Source organism: Corallococcus sicarius (assembly GCF_003611735.1).
GTDB classification, from domain to species: Bacteria; Myxococcota; Myxococcia; order Myxococcales; family Myxococcaceae; genus Corallococcus; species Corallococcus sicarius.
This window is the reverse complement of sequence record NZ_RAWG01000158.1, coordinates 1-21,045: the sequence shown is the minus strand read 5'-3', so window position 1 is coordinate 21,045 and position 21,045 is coordinate 1. Positions and strand designations below refer to the sequence as shown.

Sequence of the window (21,045 nt, the reverse complement as noted above, 5' to 3'; positions counted from 1 at the left end):
CCCCTGTTCAACTCCGCCCCCTGCGCCCCTCGGATGTGCCCGGACTCGTGGGCTTGTGTGAACAGCTCGGGTGGCCCGCGACGGCCCCGGAGCTGGAGGAGCGCTTCGGGCGGCTCCAGGCCGCGCCCGGTCAGGCGGTGTTCGTGGCCGAGCGGGAGCCAGCAGGCATCGTGGGGTGGATGCACGTGCAGGAGCGTCCGGCCCTGCACCTGCCGCGCACCGCCGAGGTCGCCGCCCTCGTCGTCGACGCCGCGCACCGGGGGACGGGCTGTGGCCGCGCGTTGATGGCGGAGGCGGAAGTGTGGGCGCGGGCGCGAGACTGCCAGGTGCTCATGCTCCGTTCGCGCAGCCACCGCGAGGAGGCGCACCGCTTCTACGAAGCGCTGGGCTACGAGCGGGCTTCCTCAAGCTTCAAGTTCACGAGGACGCTGTGACCAGGATGCAGCGCACGCCCGGGGCGTGACACGCGCCCATCCGCAGGCCGGACCTCGTGTCGAGATGCCGCGCGGAGCGTGATGCGTTTACGGCGCCGTGTTCACCACGGGCGGCGGAGGCACCGTGATGCCCGAGGGACGCGCTGTCTCCAGCTCCCTCACCGCGCGCGCCAGGCCCGCATCCTTCGGCGCGAGCGTCAGGGCCCGCGCATACAGCGTGCGCGCCAGCTCCAGCCGTCCTGCCCGCAGATGGTGCTCCGCCGCGAGCGCCACCACCCGCCACGCGTCCGGCGCCTCCGCGAGCCGCGCCGCCACGGCCTGCTCCAGCGGCCCCGTGGGGAAGGCCGCCGTCGGGGTGCGCTGGAGCGCGACGGTATAGGAGCGCACCGCCTCCTCGTGACGTCCCAGCGCGGCCAGGGCCGAGGCCCGGAGGTACTCCGTCGGAGCCAGGTCCGGGAAGAGGGCCAGCACGCCCTCCGCGTCCGCGAGCGCCCCGGCCGCATTGCCCCAGACAAGCCGCGCGCTGCCTCGCGCATGCCGTGCATCCAGCGAGTCATGGAGCGCGAACAGCTCCTGCTCCCACTCCTCGCGGCGCGGATCCCCCAGCGCCTCCGCCGCCGCGACCGCGAACGCCAGCGCATCCAGCGTGCCTCCACGTTCCTCCAGCGAACGCACCGCCTCCGCGAGCGCCCCGGGCCGGTCGCCCCGAGCCAGCTCACACCGCGCCGCCACGAGCCGCGGATCCAGTGAAGTGTCATAGAGCACGCCCCGGAACCCCACCGCCGCCCGGGCCGCTGTCAGCGCCTGCTCACACTGGCCCGCGCGCCGGGCCAGCTCCGCCATGAAGAAGAGGTCCATCGGCGTGTCCGCCCCGAAGCGCTCCAGCGACAGCGCCGCCGAATGCGCGGCCACCTCGGGTGATTCAAAGGGCACGCCCCGCACATTGCGCAGCAGCGCGGTGAAGGGCTGCGCCGCCTGGAGCCGCACGAACGCGCGCGTGGCCTCGTCATGGCGCCCCGCCGCCAGCGCGGACGCCAGCGCGACCCCGTCCGCCGCGTTCGTCTCCCCGCGCTCGAACTGCCGCTGCACGTCACGCACGAACGGGAACAGCACGGGCAGCGTGCACGCCACCACGACCAGTCCCACGCACACCGCCAGCTCACGCGGACGTCGCCGCGCCTGGACCGCCGTGGACACCAGCACCCCCACCAGCAGGGCCCACGCCGGCAGCGCGGCGACGCGGTAGCGGCTCACCACGTAGAACCCCAGCGCCAGCGCCGAGCTCGCGACGAGGTACATCAGCACCAGCCCCACGCGCTCCCGCCGCCACAGCGCGACGAGCAACCCCGCGAGCCCCAGCAGGCCCAGCACCTGCGCGCTCACCAGCGGCCAGGCCCCGAGCCGCGCCTCCGCGCGCCGCACCTCCACGAGGTCATGCCCGTCCGGACCGAACAAGAAGAAGGCCAGCTTGCGGCCCACGAGCCCCAGGAAGCTGCCCGGCTCCCACCGCGCGAAGGCCAGCGTCTTCTTCACCCAGAACAGCTCCGCGTCCGCGGGCGACAGCGCCTGCCCGGTGTCGGCGCGCGCGAACTCCCGGTAGAGGTGGTGCGCGTAGTCCGGGCGGTCCGGTGAGCGCAGCTGCGCCTCATACTGCTTGAGCAGCGTGGGCGGCTGCGCACCCAACCCCGTGCCCTCCGGCCGGTTGCCCATGTGCAGCACCGCGCCCGCGCTCATCGTCGCGCCCAGCTGCGAGCCCACCTTCGCGCGCACCGCGAGCGTCGGCAGCGCCGAGGCCACGAACCCCACGCCCAGCAGCACCGCCGGAGCGAGGAAGCGCCGGCGCCCGTCCCCCCACGCCTCGCGCGCCACCCACAGCGCCGCGAACCCCAGGATGAACAGGCCCGTGGGCCGCGTGGCCCCCGACAGCCCCAGGAGCACGCCCGCGCCCACCACCGACGGCATCCGGAAGCCCGGGCTCGCCGCCGCCAGCAGCGCCAGCGCCGCCAGGTTGAACACCATCACCAGCAGGTCCGGCTCCAGCGTCGCTTCGTACAGGAGCACCGGCACCGTCACCGCCAGCAGCGCCGCCGCGACGAACCCCGCCGTGCGCGACACCAGCCGCGCGCCCAGCACGTACACCGCGACGAGCCCGACCGCGCCCGCGAGGCTCTGCAGCAAGCGCAGCGGCCCGGGGGACAGCACCACGTTGAGCAGCAGGTACAGCGGGCTGAAGTCCGCGCCCTGTTCGGGGGACAGCCGGCCCGCGGCCCACATGCGCGCGCTGTCGGGGTACTTGCCGAACATCCACCCCGGCAGGAGCCCCAGCCCCAGCACCACGTGGAGGAGGCACATCAGGCCCAGCACCCCGGGCACGAGCCAGCGGCGGGACAGCGGCGGAGGGGAAGGGGAGGCGTTCACGCGGGGCCCCATCCTACAGGCCCGGGCACGCGCGACAGCCCTCCTCATGACGAAGGCCGGCCCCGCGAATGAACGGGACCGGCCTCCTGACTTCACGGCGTCAGTGCGAAGAGCGCGTCAGGCGCTCACTCGACCGGACGCACCTGCACCTGCATCACGGTCTGGCTGGAGTTCTCCGTCAGCACCTCGATGATGGTGCCCGTCGCGGGAACCTTCACGCCCGCGAACGGCTGCGTGGCGTACCAGAAGGTGTTCGTGTCGTTGAACACCGGCACCGCGGGCTGCGAGGCGTACTCGTTGCGCGGGAAGCCGTTGGGCTTGAGCGACAGCGGGAAGCTGGGCTCCAGGCCGAACGTCGCGTCGTGCGTCTGCACGCGGCCGGACCAGTAGCGGCCGTCGCTGCGCTGCAGGGGCTGAGGGCGCGAGTCGATGGGCAGGATGCGGCCCTCACCCGGGTGCTGCGACACGTTGTTGTTCGGCACGGACGTGTCCCAGTAGGTGATCAGCAGGCCGGGGTTGTACGAGTAGCGCTCCGCGTAGTCGAAGAGGCCATCCGCGCTGAAGCCGTAGTTGTACGGGCCCGTGGCCAGCGTCTCGTCGTAGCCGCGGAACTGACGCCACTCAGCCAGGTAGTAGTGGTCGTAGAACGTGTTGGTGCCGTCCGTGTGGAAGAACGTGGACTGGTCCCACCACTTGTGGCCCCACTCCGCGTCGTCACCGAAGACGTACTTCGTCCCCGCGAACAGCTGCACGAAGTCCACCAGGAAGCCCTTGCCGAACTCCGCGCCGTCCGTCTTGTAGCGGATCTTCACCGTGACCGTCTTGCCCGCGTAGGCGGACAGGTCGAACTCCAGCGGCACCCAGCCGTCGGACGTGCCGGTGATGCCGTTGCCCAGGTTGTTGCCCCAGGGGTTCGTGTCGCGGCTGACCGGGCTGGGCAGGTTGACGAACGCGCCGCCGTCCACCGCGACCGCGACGTAGGCGTAGTCCCAGTCCTCCTCGATGTCGAACCACGTCTTGAAGGAGAAGGTGACGGGCTTCTTGTTCGGCAGCTTCACCGTCTTCACGAGCACGCGGTCCAGGTTGTTGCCCTGGCCGCCCTGCCACGCGTACTGACCCTCGAACGGCGCCGTCGTCGGCTGCACGCGGGGCTTGCCGGGCAGCTTCACCATCAGCGCCTGCTTCGCGTTCTTGGACGTCACCTCCGCGGGGCCCAGCTTGTGGTACGAGTACAGGCCGGCCGACGTCGTGGCGTAGTCCAGCCAGCCCAGCTGCAGCTTGTCCCAGGCGAAGAAGTCACCCGGACGCGTGCCGATGTCCGTCGTGCCGTCGTTCAGGTACGAGCCCGACGACATGATGGTCCAGAAGCCCGTCCCGTTGTCCGCCGCGTTCGTCGTGTCGTAGTGATCCGGCAGGCCCAGGTCGTGGCCGTACTCGTGCGCGAACACGCCCAGTCCGCCGTTCTCCGGCTGGATGGTGTAGTCGCCCACCCACTTGTCCACGTTCGGCGCGAAGCGGGTGCCGCCGTTCGGGTTGTACGCGGGGCCCGTGCCGTCCGCGCTCAGGCCCGTGCTGTACGCGAACCAACGGTGGCTCCACACCGCGTTGGGGCCCTGCGCGCCGCCGCCGACTTCCTCACCCATGCCGGCGTGGACCAGCTGGAAGTGGTCGATGTAGCCGTCCGGCTCGTCGAAGTTGCCGTCGCCGTCGAAGTCATACCGGTCCCACGTGTCGAACGTGTCCAGGTACGCCTTGATCTCCGCGGGCGTCTTGCCGGCGGCCACCTGGCCCTGCGTCCACACCTTGATGGCATCGCTGACGAGCGGCCAGATGGAGTTGGAGCAGCTGGAGGAGCCGCACAGGTTGTTGCCGTAGCGCGCGGCGTTGTACGGCACGCGCACCCACTCGGACACCGCGCCGTTCACGGTGTAGCGGCCGGACGACGCCGCCTTGTAGTAGTTCGCCACCGAGTCCGTGCCGGGCGTGGTGTCGAAGTACAGCTTCTCGAAGTGCGCCTTGTCGTAGTCCGGCTGCCAGATGGTGGTGTTGTCCACCGTCCGGTCCGGGGCCGGAATCTCATTGTGCAGCGGGCCCGGGATGTTGCCGCCCGGGTTGGTGGTCGGGTTGCCGAACACCGGGTGGATCTGCGTGCCGTACTCCACCAGGATCACGAAGATGCGGTCCGTGCGCTCCAGCTCCATCTCCACGAACTTGCCGTTGGGGAGCTTCTGCACCCTGCCGGGCTGACCGCGGCCCTCGAGCCGCTCCTTCAGCGCCTGCGCCTTCAGCTCCTTCTGCTGCTCACCCAACCGGTGCGGCAGGTCGTCGGTGGTGTTCTCCGTGGCCACCCTGCGCAGGGTCGAAGGTGGGGCGATGTCGGGTTGCGGCTTCTCGTACCACGCGCGCTCCGCGTACGCGGACGGCGCCGCGAACGCGAGGAGGCTCCATGCCAGCCAAGAGGGAGGTTTCCGCATTGCAACTCCTATTCGGGGTTCAGGACTCGGACCCGGTACGTCCGGGAGGGAGCTGTTTCTAATGGAAGACATGTCCATTTTGGAAGACCGGGAGGTTAAATAATTCCTGCAAGGACGGAGTGAGTCTTCGTTCGCTGGTGGGCGAAAATTGAAGAATGGGCAGGAGGGGGATGGGGTGAGGGACTACCTTCCTGGTCCGATATGGCGCGTACACGTCCGGTGGATCCCCCGCTCCGGCGGGATGTCCGGCTCTTGGGCCGGCTCTTGGGCGAAGTCCTGGTGGAGCAGGAGGGGCAGGCCCTGTTCGACAAGGAAGAAGAGGTGCGCCACCTGGCCATCCAGCGCCGGCGCGGGCCGGTGGCGGGGCGGCGGGCGGCGGCGGCGGAGCTGGCGGCGGTGCTGCGGCGGCTGCCGTCGGAGCAGGTGGAGCCGGTGCTGCGCGCCTTCTCCGTCTACTTCCAGCTCGTCAACCTGGCGGAGCAGCACCACCGCATCCGCCGCGCGAGGGCCCACGCGAGCCCCACCGCGACCCGGCCCCAGCGCGGCTCGCTGGAGGCGACGCTGCAGACGCTGAAGGACGCGGGCGTGAGCGCGGACAAGGTCCGCGAGACGCTGGGCACGCTGAAGGTGACGCTGACCTTCACCGCCCACCCGACGCAGGCCGTCCGCCGCACGCTCCTGGAGAAGCTCTACCGGCTGGCGCAGCTGCTGGAGGAGCGCGACCGGTGCGCGCTCACCCCGCGCGAGGCGGCCGCCAACCTCCTGTCCATGCGCGAGGAGATCACCGCGCTCTGGCAGACGGACGAGCTGCGCCGCGAGCGCCCCACCGTGGGCGACGAGGTGAAGAACGTCCATTGGTACGTGGAGGAGATGCTGGCGGAGCCCGTGTCCCAGCTGCCGGAGGCGCTGGACTGGGCCTTCGAGCGCGCCTACGGCGAGCCCCTGGGCGTGCTGGACACCCCCGTGCGCGTGCACTCGTGGGTGGGCGGCGACATGGACGGCAACCCGCTGGTGACGCCGGAGGTGTTCGCGGACACGCTGCGCGCGCACCGCGCCCGGGGCCTGAGGCTGCTCTTGCGCGACGTGGAGCGGCTGGGCGGGATGCTGTCGCAGTCGGAGCGGCACGCGCGCCCCACGCAGGAGCTGGAGCGCTCGTTGGAGGAGGACGCCAGGGCGCTGCCGGACGTGGCGAAGCAGCAGGGGCCGCGCACGTCGGGCGAGCCGTGGCGCCGCAAGCTGCGCTTCATGGAGGAGCGGCTGATGCTGGCGCTGCGGCACGTGCTGGCCCGCCGTGAAGGCCTGCCATCCACGCTGGCGCCGGAGGCCTACCGCTCCCCGGAGGCGCTGGGCGACGACCTGGCGGTGCTGGAGCGCTCGCTCTTCGCGGCCCGCGCGGAGACGGCGGGCCTGCGCGAGGTGCGCCGCATGTCCGAGCGCGTCCGCGCGCTGGGCCTGGGGCTGGGCGAGTTGGAGGTGCGCGCGCCCGCGGAGGACGCGGTGAGCGCGGCGGCCTCCATCGCTGGGGGGGCTCCGCCGTCGGAGGGCGGCGCGCGCCTCATGGCGGTGCTGGCGAAGCTGCGCGAGGGCCAGGACGAGGGCGGCGAGTCCGTCTGCCGCACGCTCATCCTCTCCATGGCCTCCACCGCGGAGGACGTGCTGGCGGCGTTCCAGTGCCTGAAGCACGCGGGGCTCTGGGACGCGGAGCGCCAGTGCGCCACCGTGGACGTGGCGCCGCTCTTCGAACAGCTGGGCGCGCTGGACTCGGGGCCGGACGTGCTGCGCGCGCTGTTCTCCCACGCGGAGTACCGCCAGCACCTCCGGGGCCGGGGCGTGCAGGAGGTGATGGTGGGCTACAGCGACTCCGGCAAGGAGGTGGGCCTGCTCGCCGCGAGCGCCGCGCTGTACCGCGCCCAGGTGGCGCTCACCCACGTGGCGGACGAGCACGAGGTGCCCCTGCGCCTGTTCCACGGCCGCGGCGAGACGGTGGCACGCGGCGGTGGTCCCGCCCAGACGGCCATCCTCGCGCTGCCGCCGGGCACGGTGGCCGGGGCCTACAAGGCCACCGAGCAGGGCGAGGCGATGGACCACAAGTACGCGCGCCCGGAGCTGGCGCAGCGCACGCTGGAGCTGGTGGTGGGCGGCGTGCTGCTGCACACGCTCGACGCGCAGCCGCGGCCGTCCCCGGAGGACGAGACGGCCTTCCGCGCCGCGTTCGACGTGCTCGCGGAGGTCGGCCGCAAGGCGTACCGGGCGCTCGTCTGGGACGACCCGCGCTTCGTGGAGTTCTTCATGACGGGCACGCCGGTGGAGGAGATCGCCGCGCTGCCCATCGGCTCGCGCCCCAGCAAGCGCAAGGCGGGGGGCCTGGAGACGCTGCGCGCGATTCCCTGGAGCTTCGCCTGGACGCAGACGCGCGCCATCGTCCCGGGCTGGTACGGCGTGGGCGCGGCGCTGGAGGAATACGGGGCCACGCCCGAGGGCGCGGCGCTGTTGCAGCGCATGTACAAGGAATGGCCCTTCTTCCGCGCGGTCATCGAAAACGTGACCATGGTGCTGGCGAAGACGGACATGGCCATCGCGGCCCGGTACGCGAAGCTGGCCCCAGCGTCCACGCGGCCCCTGTGGCTGCGCATCCAGCAGGAGCACTCGCGCACCCGGCGCGCGGTGAAGACGCTGACGGGGGAGGGGAAGCTGCTCGACAACAACCCCCAGCTCCAGCGGAGCATCGCGCTGCGCAACCCCTACGTGGACCCCATGTCCTTCCTCCAGGTGGAGTTGCTCAAGCGCAAGCGGGACGGCGACACGGCCTGCGACCGGCCGCTGCTGCTCGCGCTCAACGGCATTGCTGCGGGCATGCGCAACACCGGTTAAGAGAAGAGGCCAGGGCAGCAGCACCTGGCAGCGAGGAGACCGAGGGATGGCCCAGGAGACGTTCACCGTCGAGGAGATCAACCCGAAGCACGGCTTCGCGCGCCTGCGTCCGGAAGCGGGCCAAGTCCAGGTCCAGGTCCACACCGCGCTCTACCCGGATCCGGAGTTCACGAACGCGCCGCCCTTCCAGCTGCGCAAGGGGGACCGGGTGTCGGGCGTGCGCCGGGGCCAGACGGTGTCGGAGGTCTCCTGGGTGGAGCGCGTGGAGCCGCCGTGGGAGGAGGTGGAGCGCGTCGCGGAGCTGCTCGCGGTCCTGGAGCGCTGGGAGATCCGCGTCCCCTTCGAGGCCCGCGTCCTCGCGGAGCACGCCTGGCGCGACAGCAAGGAGAACCCCCTGCGCGACGAGCTCCAGGCGCAGCTGCCCACCTTCTTCGACTTCGAGGGCGCCCATCCCTTCGAGGATCCGACGTTGCTGGAGCGGCTGTCCGCCGCGATGCAGCCGTACCTGCCGGGCTTCTCCGTGCAGCCGGTGCAGGGGCAGCCCGCCGTGCGCGTGGAGCCCGGGAGCGTGGAGATTGTCGCCGGGGTGGGGAGCTGGGACCTCCCGCAGCCCACCTTCGCCCCGATGATCGCGGAGGTGAACGCGCGGCTCGCCGCCGTCCAGGCCCCGGTGCGCTGGGTGCCCACCCGCGAGGACTGGATGCTGGCGCCCCCCGCGCTGGCCGCGCTCCTCCAGAAGCACGGCCTGCTCGAAGGCACCGCCATCCCCGCGTAGGCCCTACTTGCCGTAGGTCCCGCTGCGCACGTCCACCAGGACGCCGTTGCGGAAGATGGCCGTCTGCATGAGCCGGTTGGGCCCGAAGTTGTAGGTCCACTCCTCGATGGTGACCGAGGAGGAGACCTCCTGGGAGACCTGCTCCGTGCGGTCCGGGCTGCGCACCTTGACCTTGTTGCTGATGACCTCCGTGCGGCTCTCCTTCGACATGGGCTCGCCGCACTTCATCAGCGCGTCCGTCTTGGAGGCGCCTTCGGAGACGAGCTTGTTGTCGCAGCGCAGCGCGGAGGCGTGGACGAGCGAGGGCAGGGCGAGGCAGGCGACGACGACGAGGCTTGCGGACAGGGCACGCATGACGGCTCCGTGAAGGGAAAGAAAGGCTCGGGGGCACCGCACGGACGCGGCAGCCCTGAACCTATTCAATCCCCAAGCACGGTTTCCAACTTACAGGCCGCCCTTCTCCTTGAGCACGCGCACCACCTCGTTGGCCATCACGCGGTGGCCCTGCGCGGACGGGTGGATGCCGTCCACCTCCAGCCCGTCCAGGAAGAGGTCCACGTTGCCTGGCTGGCGCGTCACCGCTTCCAGGTCGATGACCTCCGCGCGCGTCTGCCCGCGGATCCACGCGTTGAACTCGTGGCGCTGCGCCTTCACCTCTTCGTAGCTGCCGTAGTTCGTCTTCTCCTTGGGCAGCAGCGTGCTCACCCACAGCCGGCACCGGGGCTCGAGCTGATCAAAGAGCTGGGTCATCCGCTGCTGCAGCTTCGCCACCGTCAGGTCGCTCGCCAGGTCATTGGTGCCCAGCAGCACGATGCAGTCGGTGAAGCCCTGCATCGCGAGCACCTCCTGCGGCAGCTGCGTGTTCGCGTCGAAGAAGCCCTGGCCGGACACGCCCGAGTTCACCACCGGCACCCCGAGCTGCGCCTCCACCAGGGCCGGCCACGCGTTGCGCGTGTCGTTCTTGGTGTCCATGTAGCCCTCGGTGATGCTGTCCCCGATGGTGACGAAGGCCCGGCCCAGCACGCCCTCCACGTCCACCGTGGCCACCGCGGTCGCCTTCTGCCATTCCTGTCCGCCCAGCACGCCCTGCGTCGTCGCGTACGCCCCGGCGCGCGAGTAGCTGCCCGGGAACGCGTCGATGGTGCTCTGGCCCATGGAGCCCTGGGCCTCGAAGGAGATGGCCAGCTCGTCGCGGAACGCGACCTGGAAGGGCACCGGATCCGACGTCACCAGCGTGCGCGTGCCCGTGGTGAACCCTGGCTTGCCGGTGAAGGTGAGGGCCACCGGCGCGGAGTCCAGCGCGCCGTTGGCGCCCGCCTTCGCCACCGTGGCCCGCTGCAACGTCATCGCCCCGTCGCCCGAACGGAAGGTGACGCGCACCCGGGAGCCCGCGCGGCCCACGGGCACGCGCAGGCGGTACGTGGTGACGCTTCCCGCATAGCCGGAGAAGCGCAGCGCCTGGTGGAAGCCCGGCTGGAACGCGGCGGGCGCGGGCGCCACGGGCGGCGTGGCCTGGACCTTGCGACCATCGTGCAGCGTCAAGGTGGGGGCCGCCTCCACGGACTGCGTGGGCGCGGGCGCGGTGACCTCCGCGTTCGAGCTGCCCGCGCCGGAGGAGTCCGGTGTCCCGTCGCTGTCATCGATGCCTCCACACCCCGCCAACAGGCCCAGGGCACCCACCCAGCTCCAGCACAGCGCCTTCCTCAGACCCATACCCGCACCCTCCCGGCGCAACACAATGTGCACGACCTGCTCTCATGGCGACCGCATGATTCATGGATCGCGCCAGCTGCCCGGCGGGCTGGAGTGCCGCCCAGGCGGAAGACGGCGGCGGCCGACTTCCACCGCAAGGGTGGGCGGCCGGGGCTTCCAGTCTGGAGCGCGCTCCACGGCGGGCGGAAACCTTCCCCCCGTGGGCAAAACCGTCGCCGCGGCTCAAGGGACGCAGGCGCCCACGTCCCCGTTGTTCGTGATGGCACGGCAGGAGCCGCTCGCGCAGGCAGGCGAGCCCGAAGGGAAGCGGCACAATGTCCGGCAATTGCCAGTGCCCCCGGAGACAACACAAGTGCTTCCCGGTGAACACTGGTTGCTGAACTCGCACGCGGCGCCCTCGGCCAGCGTGCCGCTGCCCGCGCACACCGGACCGTTGGAGGCCGGGTAGCACCCCAGCGGACTCTCACAGTCCTGGCTGAACGCGTTGCATGGCGAGGAGGGCGGACCGCACACCAGCGGCAGCTCCTGCGTGCCGGCCAGGCGCAGCACCGTGTTGCAGTCGCCGGAGGCGCAGTCGGACGTCGCGTGGCACAGCTTCCGGCAGAAGAAGCCGGTGCCGCCGCCGGAGAGCGCCTCGTCCTTGCAGTACAGGCCCGCGGCGCAGGTGTCGTAGGTCTGTCCCGGCGGTGCCTCCGCCAGGGTGCACGGCGCGCCCTCCGCGGCGGTGCCCGCGGCCACGCACTGCCGCTGCGTATCGCCTGCGTCCGAGCGCACGTAGGTGCACCGCTGGCCGGACGCGCAGCCCTGCCGCACCGGATCACACGCGCCCTCGAAGCACCGGCTGCCCGTGCCGCCGTCCGTCAGGTCCGTGTAGAGACAGCTCTGGCCCGCCGCGCAGCCGTCCTGCTTCACCACGTTGCAGGTGAAGTCGGAACGACCCCCGCCACCGTCGCCGGGATCGACAGTCCCGGAATCACCGGCATCTACCCCAGAATCCACGGTTGTCCCCGCGTCCGCCGGGGGTTTCAGCGTCTCTCCGTCGTCGCAACCCGCCACCCACAACCCCATCAACAGGGCACCACCCAACAACACGAGACGCGCGGCCATCCGGAAACTCCTGGCGTGGAAGTAATCTGGGACTTACACGAGCCGTTCGAGCTCTCGGGGCCCCTTGAACCGGGCCTGGAAACCAGCCGACACTTCGGCATTCAGGACCGAGGGGGTGAGGGTGCGCATGAACACGAAGTTGGATGGGCCGGTGGAACCAGACCCGTATTTGAACCGTCGCGCCGACGAGCGCGTGACGGCTCGGTTCGAGGTGCGCTTCGAGCAGGCGGAGGACGCTGCGCGCGCGCTGCGCGCCTACTCCCTCAACCTGTCCGCGGGAGGACTGTGCCTGCGCACGCGCAAGTCCTACGACGTGGGCTCGCAGGTGCGGCTGGCCATGATGGTGGACGGCGAGGAGTTCCACCTCACCGGCGTCATCGCCTGGGTGCGCGACGAGGCGGAGGCCATCGGCGTGCGCTTCATCGACGTGAGCGAAGAGGACCACGAGCGCCTGCGCCGCGTCATCGCGAGCTTCCGGCGGCGCTGAACGCCTGGCGCCGGCCGCAAGCCCCTGGCCATGGGCCGGGGCGCGGCGACGGCGCCCTTCACCGCGACTACAGCTTCGTCTCGCTCTCCGCGTGGCGGAACACGCCGGAGTCCCCCTCGACGTAGCCACACGCCTTGTAGAAGGCGCGCGTCTCGTCGGTGACGTTGAGCGGGGCGATGAGCTGGAGCTGCTTCACGCTCAGCACCTTGCCGCGCTGGGCCACCTGCGCGAGCAGCGCCCGGCCCACGCCACGGCGGCGCCAGCCCTCGGACACGACGAGCTCGTCCACGGTGGCCACGCGCCCGCGCAGCCGCAGCTGGGGACGGTGGGAGAAGGACACCATGCCCACCGCGCGGTCCTGAGGGTCGCCGGCCACGAAGATTTCAATCTCCGGATGGCTGATGACCCAGTGCACGGTCTGCTGGTCGGTACCCTGGGGATAGCCCAGCTCGCGCAGGAGCAGTGCCATGACCTCGGCATCACCTCGACGCGCGCGGCGGATGCGGAAGGCGTTGGCGTCGGGAGCAGGGGTCATGGTGCGGACAATGGGCTGGGACAAGGCATTCGCGATACTAGCGACAGGGCCGTCGGACCTCCAAAGAGGAACGACGGCCCGGAAGAATCTTCAGGCGCCACCGCCGGGACGCGCGGTGTGGGTGTGACCCGTCAGGGCTGCTCGCCCGCCAGCGAGCGCACGGCGGCGGTGATGTCCGCCTGCTGCGGCACCGACGCCATCTCCAGCGCATCCGCCAGGCCGATGCCCGGGATGAACTTGCCGGCCACCAGCCGGGGCGGCGCGAGCAGCGAGTAGAACAGCTCCTCCACCGTGCGGCGCACCAGGTGCTCGCCGAAGTTGGTCACCTCGGTGTCCTCGTTCACGTACAGGACGCGGCCCGTCTTCTGGACGGAGGCCTTGATCATCTCCCAGTCGTAGGGCCACAGCGAGCGCAGGTCGATGACCTCCGCGCTGATGCCCTCCTCGGCGAGCGTCGCGGCGGCCTTCGCGCACAGGGGCAGGGTGCGACCGTAGCTGACCACGGTGACCTGGGTGCCCTCGCGGACGATCTTGCCCTTGCCGATGGGCACCGCGTACGCCTCCAGCGTCGGCCACTGGGGCTTCCACTGCGTGCGGTCCCCCAGCGGCGCGTCGATGAGCTTCGACAGCGCGCGGTCATCCTCGGGCTCACCGGGGATGCGCTCGTCGCCCTTCACGCGCAAGAGCGCCTTGGGCTCCAGGAACATCACCGGGTTCGGATCCTGGCACGCGGAGATGAGCAGGCCGTACGCGTCCAGCGGGGTGGAGGGCATCACCACCTTCCAGCCGGGGATGTGGGTCATCGTCGCGTCGAAGGAATGCGAGTGGTACATCGACCCGCGGATGCCGCTGCCCACGGGCGTGCGCACCACCATGGGCAGGTTCCAGTCGCCGTTCGTCGCCCAGTGCGTGTTGCCCGCGATCTTCAGCAGGTCGATGGTGTTGTAGATGTAGTCGCAGAACTGGATCTCCGCGACCGGCCGGTTGCCCGCCATCGCGAGGCCCATGGCCGCGCCGATGATGCCGCGCTCGTCCAGGGGGCTGTTCCACGCCGTCTTCAGGCCCTGCGTGCAGGTGAAGACGCCGCCCAGCGGGGCGCCCACGTCCTCGCCGAAGATGTCGGTGACGCCCAGGTTCTCCTCGGCGTAGTGCAGGGCCATGCGGATGGCCTGTGCCATGTTCGCCATGGTTAGTTCTTCTCCGCGTAGATGTGGTTCCAGATGGAGTCGCCGGTGGGCTGCGGTTCGTCGCGCACGGTGCGCGCCGCGGCCGCCAGCTCCTCGCTGTAGCGGTTGCGCACGTCGTCCATCTGCTCCCGGCTGATGACGCCTTCCTGCTCCAGCCGCGCCTCGAACAGGCGCAGGCAGTCCTGCTCCTCGTTCACGAAGTTGGCGCCGGACGCGGACGAGTGCCCGTACAGGCGCGACACCCGCGCTTCGATGAAGAAGGGCTTGCGCTCCTTGCGCACGTACTCCATCGCCGCCTGGAGCTCCTGGTAGGACTCCACGGGGTCATTGCCGTTGATGGTCTTCGCCGGGATGTTGAAGGCGCGCGCGCGGTCGCTGATGTTCGTCTCGCCGTGCTGGCCGTCCGACGTGGTGGAGATGCCCCACTTGTTGTTGGTGACGATGATCAGGATGGGCAGCGGGTTGGCGGGGCGGCTGCTCCACACGAGGCAGGTGGGGAAGTCACCCTCGGCCGTGCCCGCGTCGCCGCCCGTCACGATGGTGATGCCCTCACCGCCGTGGCGCTTCTGCGCCATCGCCGTGCCCGGCGCGATGGAGTACTGCACTTCAATGGGCGAGGTGATGGGCGCGATGTTCTTCTCGCGCCGGGTGAAGTGCCCCGCGAAGTTGCGGCCGCCGGAGTACGGGTCCGAGGCCGTGTTCTTCATCTGCCGCAGCGCCCCGATGGGCTCCTCGCCCATGGCCAGCAGCGTCGCGGACTGGCGGTAGTGCCCGTGCAGGTAGTCGTAGTCCAGGCCCTGGCCCACCTTCATCAGCATGCCCAGGGGGACGTTGAACGCCTCCTCCCCCGGACCGCCAATCCAGAAGTAGCCGTGGCCCTGCTTGTACATCTGGATGAGGCGCTCCTCGAGGACGCGCGCCTTCACCATCAGATCGTGGATGCGGATGAGCTGCTCTCGGGCGAGCGAAAGCGGCGCGGAGTTTTCTTTGATCAGACGGGGCCGTGACACGCGCGGAGGACCTCTGAAGGGGAAATGGGAGGCCCCTATACTCCGAACGCGGGCCCCCGACTCAAGGACCCTGCACGGTCCGGTGTTTGCCGCTCTGCGTTCAGGGGCCGGTGGCGCGACGCGGCAATGAGCAGAACTCATCCATGGCCCCTCCAGGCCCACGACCGGCCGGCCGCCAGGGGGCCAGGGGAAGGGGCGCTCCGAGCGAGCAGGGGGGTAGGTCGACTCCTCGCGTCTATGAGGAAGTGAGATACAGTCCGCGCCGCCCCGCCCGTGTATTCCCCACACGGGCACCCCCAGGTGTGCCTTTGTCCCGTACGAACACGCGCCTCGAGCCCGCGCCTGATGGCTCCGATGAGTCCCCGGACGCGCCGGATGCCGCCACGCCCCCGCCGCCTCCGGAGTACACCGGTACCCATTCCCGGGAGCTGACCTCCCTCCGGGGCGGCGACCACACGGCCACTCGGATGACGGGCGCGCTCGGGCTGCCCCAGTCCGACGCCACGCACACCCTCATCGCGCCCCTGGAAGCGGGCGAGCTGCCCAACGTGGCCGCCATCCGGGGCCTGCGGTTGGATCAGCTCCTGCTGGTCACCACCGGCGCGCTGGTGATCATCATCGTGGGCCTGCTGGCGCTGCTGTCGGCGAAGACGACGGAGACGGCGCTCACGGTGGCGTCGGACCGCTTCACCCAGCGGCTCCAGGCCCAGGCGCGCGAGTTGGGCCAGACGGTGAGCCACACCCTGGCGCTCTCGTCCGCCACCAGCCTGCGCGACAACAACTACGCGTTCCTCACGGAGGTGGCGCGCTCCATCATCGCGGACAACCGCAACATCCTGCGCGTGCAGATGTTCGACGCGGAGTCACAGCTCGTCGCGGACAGCGACCCGACCGCGAAGCTGGGCTCTGCCTCCGGGGGACGCACCGCGGAGCGCCGCTGGGCGAGCGCCTTCTTCAACGGCCAGCCCGTCTTCGAGTTCCAGGAGCCGCTCGACTACGGCTCGCTGGGCGGCAAGGGCGTGGTGGTCATCAGCTACTCGCTGGAGGACCTGCAGAAGCAGCTCCACGAGGTGGAGGAGTCCAACCGCGCCGCGGTGCGCGCCAACACCGTGCGCATCCTGCAACTGGGGCTGGCCTTCGTGGTGCTGGCGGGCGTGATCGCCGCCTACCAGAGCCGCCGCATCACGCGGCCCCTGGGCGCCCTCACCGGCAAGGTGATGCAGCTGGCCGCGGGCGACCTGAGCGCCCGCGCGGGCACGGCGCCGGGCGCGGGCCGCGAGGTGACGACGCTGGGCGTGGTGTTCAACCACATGGCCGAGCGCATCAAGGTCCTGCTCGAGGACGTGCGCGCCAAGGCGCAGCTGGAGCGCGAGGTGTCGCTCGCGCGCACGGTGCAGGAGACGCTCCTGCCCGGCCGCGACGCGGTGACGGTGGGCCCCCTGCGGCTCGCGGGGCTCGTGGTGCCCGCGGACGCGTGCGGCGGTGACTGGTGGTTCCGCGCCGCGCTGGATGACCGGCGGGTCGTCATCGGCATCGGGGATGTGACGGGCCACGGCCTGTCCACGTCGCTCGTGGCCACCAGCGCCACCAGCGGCTTCGCCTCCGCGATGACGCTGCGCGAGCCGTCGCAGGTGCACGCGCAGATGCTCATCACCGCGCTCAACGTGACGCTGGCCAACGTGGGCCGGGGCGAGCACCAGATGTCCAGCGCGCTCGCGGTCATCGACGTCTACAACGGCCAGATCGACTACGCGGCGGGCGGACACCCCGCGGCCGCCGTCTTCAACCGGCACAGCGGACAGATGGCGTCGCTGCCCGCGCGAGGCCCGCTGCTGGGCGCGAGCGTGGCGTCGCAGTTCACCTCGCGCCAGGCGCAGCTGCGGCCCGGCGACATCGTGGTCTGGTACACGGACGGCCTCACCGAGGCGCGCGACGGCGCCAACCGGCTGTACGGCACGCAGCGGCTGGCCGCCGCGCTCCAGGCCAACGCCCACCTCCCCGCCGACGCCCTGCGCGACGCGCTCCTCGCGGACGTGCGCGCCTACAGCGCCGGCCAGCCCCAGCGCGACGACATCACCGTCATCGTCGCCGAATTCAGCCCCGCCCCCACGCCGTGACGAACCGCATGCGCCCATCCTCCCGTCCCCCGCGCCGCGTCTCCACCGCGCTCGTCCTGCTGGCCACGCTGGCCGGCCCACCGACGGCGCTCGCGCAGTTCCGTCCGCCCCCCGCCACCGAGGCCCAGCGCCTCGCGGAGCAGGGGGACCAGGTGCTCGTGTCCGCCAACGCCGCCCTCGCCAAGGGCGACAAGAAGGAGGCGGAGGAGAAGTTCCGCAAGGCGCTCCAGCTCTTCGAACAGGCGCTCGGCGAGGACCCGCGCTCCGTCGCGTCCGCCGCGGGCCTGGGCGCTGCCGCCAACGCGCTCCAGGACTTCCAGCGCACGGTGGCGCGCGTGCAGCCGGTGTTCGCCCAGAACCCGGAGGACCTGACGCTCGCGTACCCGCTGGGCACGGCGTACTTCAAGCTGCGCCGCTTCGCGGAGGCCGTGCCGGTGCTGGAGAAGGTGGCCGCCGCGGATCAGCCCGACCACCTCATCGTCCACTACTACCTGGCCAGCTACTACCTGTACGCGCAGGACGGCAACCGCGCCGTGACGCGGCTGCAGCGCTACCTGACGCTGCGCCCGGAGAAGCTCGCCGGCAACGACTTCCAGATCCACGAGCTGCTGGGCAAGGCGCACCTCTTGCGCCGGGACGCCCCTGCCGCGCGCGCCGCCTTCGAGAAGTCCCAGGCGGGCCGGCCGGAGTCCGCGCCCGCGCAGATCGGCCTCGCCTCCGTGCTGGAGCTGGAGGGCCGCGTGCCGGAGTCCCGCGCGCTCCTGGAGCGGCTGGTGACGAAGTTCCCCCAGGTGCCGGAGCCGAAGGAGAAGCTGGCGCGGCAGTACCTCGCCGCGGGCGACGTGCCGCGCGCCGAGACGCAGGCGCTGGCCCTGGTGAAGGTGAGCGACACGCCCGCTGCCCACCTGCTGCTGGGTGATGTGCGGCTCGCGCAGAAGCAGCCCGCGCAGGCGGAGGCCGAGTACCGCAAGGTGCTGGCGCTGCAGCCCGGCCTGTTGATGGGGCAGATCGCCGTGGGCAAGGCGCTCCAGGCGCAGTCGCGCCACGAGGAGGCCATCCAGTTCCTGGAGAGCGCGGTGAAGGCGGGCGGCGGCAGCCTGGAGCTGTGGGCGACGCTGGGCTCCGTCAACCGTCGCGCCGGCCGCTTCCAGCGCGCGGTGGAGGTGCACCGGCGCGTGGTGGAGATGGCGCCGCGCCAGGCGCTGGGCTGGAACCTGCTGGGGGCGGACCACTTCGCCACCGGCCAGTGGGATCAGGCCATCGAGGACTACGGCAGCGCGCTCCAGGTCGAACCGAACAACGCCAACGCGAAGCAGTGGCTGGCCCGGGCCCTGGCCCACCGCGCGCGCGACCGCGCCGGCACGCAGCGCCTGGACGACGCCGTGCGCGACCTGCGCCGCGCGTATGACCTGGACCGCTCCGTGCCCATGGGCCGCCGCCTGGGTGCGGCGCTGCTGGATGCCCGCCAGTTCGCGGAGGCGCGCAAGGTGCTGGAGGGCACCGTGACGCTGCCGGGCGCGACCTGGCGCGAGCACCTGCTGCTGGGCTACGCGCGACTGGGCGGAGGCGACGCGCAGGCCGCGCTCGCAGCGTTCACCCAGGCCGGGGAAGCGACGCAGGAGCCGGATCAGCGCGCGGAGGCGTCCGCGGGCGCCGCGCTCGCGGAGGTGGAGCTGGGCCAGGTGGACGCCGCCGTGCAGCGGCTGACGGACGCGGGGCCGTCCAAGACGGCCGCGAAGGTGGCGGAGGCGAACCTGCCGCGCGTGCTGGTGCGCCGGGCCCTCTCGAAGCTGGAGGCCGGCGACGCGGCCGCGGCGAACCGCGACCTGGACGCCGTGGACCGCCTGGGCACCGGCAAGCGCACGGACCTGGCGAAGCTGGCCACCTTCGCCCGGGCGCTCACGCGCGCGGAGGAGGGGAGGTTCGCGGAGGCGTCCGCGGGCATCAAGCGCGCGCTCACCCCCGTACCGGAGTGGGCGTGGCCCAACTCGCGCGCGCTGGCGGACGCGTGGGTGCTGTACCGGCAGGGCAAGGTGGCGCCCTCGCGCAAGCTGCTCACCGCGGCGCAGAAGAAGCCCATGCCCGGGCAGCCCCGCTGGACGGGCGCCCTCACCGGCGCGCTCCTGCGGCGTGAGGCGGCGCTCGCGTACGCCTCCGGCAACATGAAGGCGTCCGAGAAGGCCCTCAAGGCCGCGCTCGCGACGTCGCCCGACGACGCGCAGGTGCAGCACAACCTGGCGTGCGTGGAGTGGCGCCAGGGCAGCACCGCGGGTGCGCTCGCGGCCTGGAAGCGCCTGGAGAACAGCGTGCCCGTCGCGGCGCTCAACCTGGGCATCGACGCGCAGGAGCGCCGCCACGAGCCCGCCGAGGCCGTGGAGGCGTGGCGCCGCTATCTGGCGTCGGGCGCGGGTGCCCGTGCCGCCCAGGTGCGGGAGTGGAAGGATCGCCTGCAGGGACTCTACGGACTTGGCGACGCCCAGGGCGCCGCGCAGTCCGGGGCCACCGCGGAGGAGACGCCGTGAAGACGTCAGCTTGTTTCGCGCGGTGGAGCCAGGTGCTCGCCGCCGTGTTGTTCATCGCAGCCGTCCCCGCGTCCGCGGCGCCGAAGAAGGCGACCCTGGGCGTGTTCCTCGCCACCTCGCTGTCGGACGGGCAGGAGCGCTTCCAGTACGCCGAAGCGCTCGCCCAGAAGATGGAGGCCAGCCTGGGCCGCCCCGTGGCCGCCCGCAGCTTCGGCCGCTACGAGGACTTCGCCAAGGCGGTGGGCGAGGGGCTCATCGACTTCGCCGTGGTGGATGCCTGGGCCGCGGTCCAGCTGGGCGCCAAGGCCCAGCCCGTGGCGTACGCGCCGCGCGCCGGTGAGACGCAGCAGCGCTGGGCCATCATCTCCACCCAGAAGGGCTCCGTGAAGGACCTCGCCGGCAAGCGCATGGCGCTCGTCAAGGGCGCGGGCCCCGCGGATCCGAAGTTCGTCTCCCACGTCGTCCTGGGCGGCGACCTGGATGCACAGCGTCATTTCAAGCTGGTGCCGGTGCCGAACGTGGAGTCGGCGGTGAAGATGCTGGAGGCGAAGGGCGCGGAGGCCGCGCTCGTGCCGGTGGCGCACGTGCCCAGGGAGGTGCGGGTGCTCTTCCGCAGCGGCAAGGTGCCGGGCGCGGTGCTGGTGGACCTGAAGGGCGGGGCGGACGCGCTGTCCCAGTCCCTGTCCTCGGTGGGAGCGGTCGCCCCGTTCGACGGGTTCACTGCCATTCCGGGCCGCGAGTTCGAGGACTTCCGCCGGCTCGTGACGCAGGGCCCGCCCAAGCGCCAGCCCGTCTTCGCGGACGCGGCCGAGCTGCGCGTGGAGCCGCCGGTGCTCGTACGCTCGGAGTTGTTGGGGCCGGCGCTGCCGCCGTTCGCGGAAGACCTGGCCCTGAGCTCCGAACAGCCGGACGACTGAACCTGGAAGGGCTGATCCGCGACCACAAGCAGGGTGACTCGCGGGATTTGGGCGCATCGGTGGCCATGACTTGGCCCCGGTGGAGTGACTGCGGTAGCTTCCCGACAGTGAGCGCTATCGTTCAGGGGAGGAAGTTCGCCCGATTGGACGATTGTCAGGCGCATCGGCTTTGAACCGGGGCGTACAGGACCGCTGAAGGCTCTCTGCTTCCCCTCGTGGAATTGAGAACGATGGACTCGACTCGGTACTGTGGGCCGCAAAACCATGCGGCGAAGATGGTCTTGGGGCGCAAGAGCGCGCGCATGTACCTGCCCCTGGTGCTGTGCGCCTTGAGCCTGCTGTTCCCGGCCCTGGGCCAGGCACAGGACGCGGCCGAGCCCGCGCCGAAGACGCGCACCAAGCCCGCGCGCACCAAGCGGGCCCCTGCCGCCGCCACCCCGCGCGCGCCCCGCGCCGCGAAGCCCCGCAAGGGCAAGGC

General features: G+C 71.5%; 15 protein-coding genes. 7 read left to right on the top strand and 8 right to left on the bottom strand.

All coding sequences use genetic code 11. From position 1 onward, the window contains the following. Positions 1–434: GNAT family N-acetyltransferase (locus D7X12_RS23215; protein WP_147443779.1), on the top strand; the 434-nt coding region annotated here is incomplete at its 5' end. An 87-nt stretch (positions 435–521) separates the two neighbouring features. On the opposite strand, the gene D7X12_RS23210 is transcribed toward D7X12_RS23215, so the two are convergent. Both D7X12_RS23210 and D7X12_RS23205 read right to left on the bottom strand, forming a co-directional pair. Beyond that, entirely contained in the window at positions 522–2,852 is a 2,331-nt protein-coding gene (locus tag D7X12_RS23210) for a glycosyltransferase family 39 protein (RefSeq protein ID WP_158620105.1), read from the bottom strand. 125 nt (positions 2,853–2,977) lie between these two features. Continuing rightward, positions 2,978–5,326, bottom strand: coding sequence for an immune inhibitor A domain-containing protein (locus D7X12_RS23205; RefSeq protein WP_120627467.1), 2,349 nt, complete (start codon positions 5,324–5,326; stop codon positions 2,978–2,980). A 201-nt stretch (positions 5,327–5,527) separates the two neighbouring features. On the opposite strand from D7X12_RS23205, the gene D7X12_RS23200 reads away from it, so the two are divergent. Continuing rightward, a complete protein-coding gene (locus tag D7X12_RS23200; protein WP_120627466.1) occupies positions 5,528–8,197 on the top strand; it encodes a phosphoenolpyruvate carboxylase in 2,670 nt (889 codons plus the stop codon). A gap of 46 nt (positions 8,198–8,243) precedes the next feature. Beyond that, a complete protein-coding gene (locus D7X12_RS23195; RefSeq protein ID WP_120627465.1) occupies positions 8,244–8,972 on the top strand; it encodes a hypothetical protein in 729 nt (242 codons plus the stop codon). Positions 8,973–8,975: 3 nt separating this feature from the next. Here D7X12_RS23195 and D7X12_RS23190 read toward each other — a convergent pair whose 3' ends face one another. The 3 genes from D7X12_RS23190 to D7X12_RS23180 all read right to left on the bottom strand — a co-directional run bounded on the left by D7X12_RS23190 (position 8,976) and on the right by D7X12_RS23180 (position 11,792). After that, complete coding sequence (locus tag D7X12_RS23190; RefSeq protein ID WP_120627464.1) at positions 8,976–9,326, bottom strand: DUF2845 domain-containing protein; 351 nt, start codon at positions 9,324–9,326, stop codon at positions 8,976–8,978. Positions 9,327–9,416: 90 nt separating this feature from the next. Next, positions 9,417–10,685, bottom strand: coding sequence for an SGNH/GDSL hydrolase family protein (locus D7X12_RS23185; RefSeq protein WP_120627463.1), 1,269 nt, complete (start codon positions 10,683–10,685; stop codon positions 9,417–9,419). Between the two features lie 222 nt (positions 10,686–10,907). Next, entirely contained in the window at positions 10,908–11,792 is an 885-nt protein-coding gene (locus tag D7X12_RS23180; protein ID WP_120627462.1) for a hypothetical protein, read from the bottom strand. A gap of 127 nt (positions 11,793–11,919) precedes the next feature. Between D7X12_RS23180 and D7X12_RS23175 the strand changes: the two genes are divergently transcribed. Then, entirely contained in the window at positions 11,920–12,279 is a 360-nt protein-coding gene (locus tag D7X12_RS23175) for a TIGR02266 family protein (RefSeq protein ID WP_120627461.1), read from the top strand. A 67-nt stretch (positions 12,280–12,346) separates the two neighbouring features. Here D7X12_RS23175 and D7X12_RS23170 read toward each other — a convergent pair whose 3' ends face one another. From D7X12_RS23170 to D7X12_RS23160, 3 genes are all read right to left on the bottom strand, one after another. Beyond that, positions 12,347–12,748 carry a GNAT family N-acetyltransferase gene (locus D7X12_RS23170; protein WP_244224731.1) on the bottom strand — a complete coding sequence of 134 codons (402 nt, stop codon included), beginning with the start codon at positions 12,746–12,748 and terminating at the stop codon, positions 12,347–12,349. 197 nt (positions 12,749–12,945) lie between these two features. Continuing rightward, positions 12,946–14,001, bottom strand: coding sequence for an alpha-ketoacid dehydrogenase subunit beta (locus D7X12_RS23165; protein WP_120627459.1), 1,056 nt, complete (start codon positions 13,999–14,001; stop codon positions 12,946–12,948). Positions 14,002–14,003: 2 nt separating this feature from the next. Next, positions 14,004–15,011 (bottom strand): thiamine pyrophosphate-dependent dehydrogenase E1 component subunit alpha, encoded by a 1,008-nt coding sequence (locus D7X12_RS23160; protein ID WP_120627458.1) that lies wholly within the window; start codon positions 15,009–15,011, stop codon positions 14,004–14,006. A gap of 308 nt (positions 15,012–15,319) precedes the next feature. On the opposite strand from D7X12_RS23160, the gene D7X12_RS23155 reads away from it, so the two are divergent. From D7X12_RS23155 to D7X12_RS23145, 3 genes are read left to right on the top strand one after another with little or no spacing between them, the layout of a single operon-like run. Next, on the top strand, positions 15,320–17,128 hold the full coding sequence (locus D7X12_RS23155) for a PP2C family protein-serine/threonine phosphatase (protein WP_120627457.1): 1,809 nt from the start codon (positions 15,320–15,322) through the stop codon (positions 17,126–17,128). A gap of 8 nt (positions 17,129–17,136) precedes the next feature. Then, complete coding sequence (locus D7X12_RS23150; RefSeq protein ID WP_120627470.1) at positions 17,137–19,650, top strand: tetratricopeptide repeat protein; 2,514 nt, start codon at positions 17,137–17,139, stop codon at positions 19,648–19,650. After that, positions 19,647–20,567 (top strand): PhnD/SsuA/transferrin family substrate-binding protein, encoded by a 921-nt coding sequence (locus D7X12_RS23145; protein ID WP_120627456.1) that lies wholly within the window; start codon positions 19,647–19,649, stop codon positions 20,565–20,567. The genes D7X12_RS23150 and D7X12_RS23145 overlap by 4 nt, the downstream gene beginning before the upstream one ends. The last annotated feature ends 478 nt before the right edge of the window (positions 20,568–21,045 follow it).

Excerpts from the sequence above, each read along its gene's own strand:
- D7X12_RS23180 (WP_120627462.1), bottom strand. The coding sequence starts at position 11,792 with ATGGCCGCGCGTCTCGTGTTGTTGGGTGGTGCCCTGTTGATGGGGTTG.
- D7X12_RS23170 (WP_244224731.1), bottom strand. The coding sequence starts at position 12,748 with ATGGCACTGCTCCTGCGCGAGCTGGGCTATCCCCAGGGTACCGACCAG.
- D7X12_RS23190 (WP_120627464.1), bottom strand. The coding sequence starts at position 9,326 with ATGCGTGCCCTGTCCGCAAGCCTCGTCGTCGTCGCCTGCCTCGCCCTG.
- D7X12_RS23205 (WP_120627467.1), bottom strand. The coding sequence starts at position 5,326 with ATGCGGAAACCTCCCTCTTGGCTGGCATGGAGCCTCCTCGCGTTCGCG.
- D7X12_RS23195 (WP_120627465.1), top strand. The coding sequence starts at position 8,244 with ATGGCCCAGGAGACGTTCACCGTCGAGGAGATCAACCCGAAGCACGGC.
- D7X12_RS23150 (WP_120627470.1), top strand. The coding sequence starts at position 17,137 with ATGCGCCCATCCTCCCGTCCCCCGCGCCGCGTCTCCACCGCGCTCGTC.
- D7X12_RS23185 (WP_120627463.1), bottom strand. The coding sequence starts at position 10,685 with ATGGGTCTGAGGAAGGCGCTGTGCTGGAGCTGGGTGGGTGCCCTGGGC.
- D7X12_RS23175 (WP_120627461.1), top strand. The coding sequence starts at position 11,920 with ATGAACACGAAGTTGGATGGGCCGGTGGAACCAGACCCGTATTTGAAC.
- D7X12_RS23200 (WP_120627466.1), top strand. The coding sequence starts at position 5,528 with ATGGCGCGTACACGTCCGGTGGATCCCCCGCTCCGGCGGGATGTCCGG.
- D7X12_RS23165 (WP_120627459.1), bottom strand. The coding sequence starts at position 14,001 with ATGGCGAACATGGCACAGGCCATCCGCATGGCCCTGCACTACGCCGAG.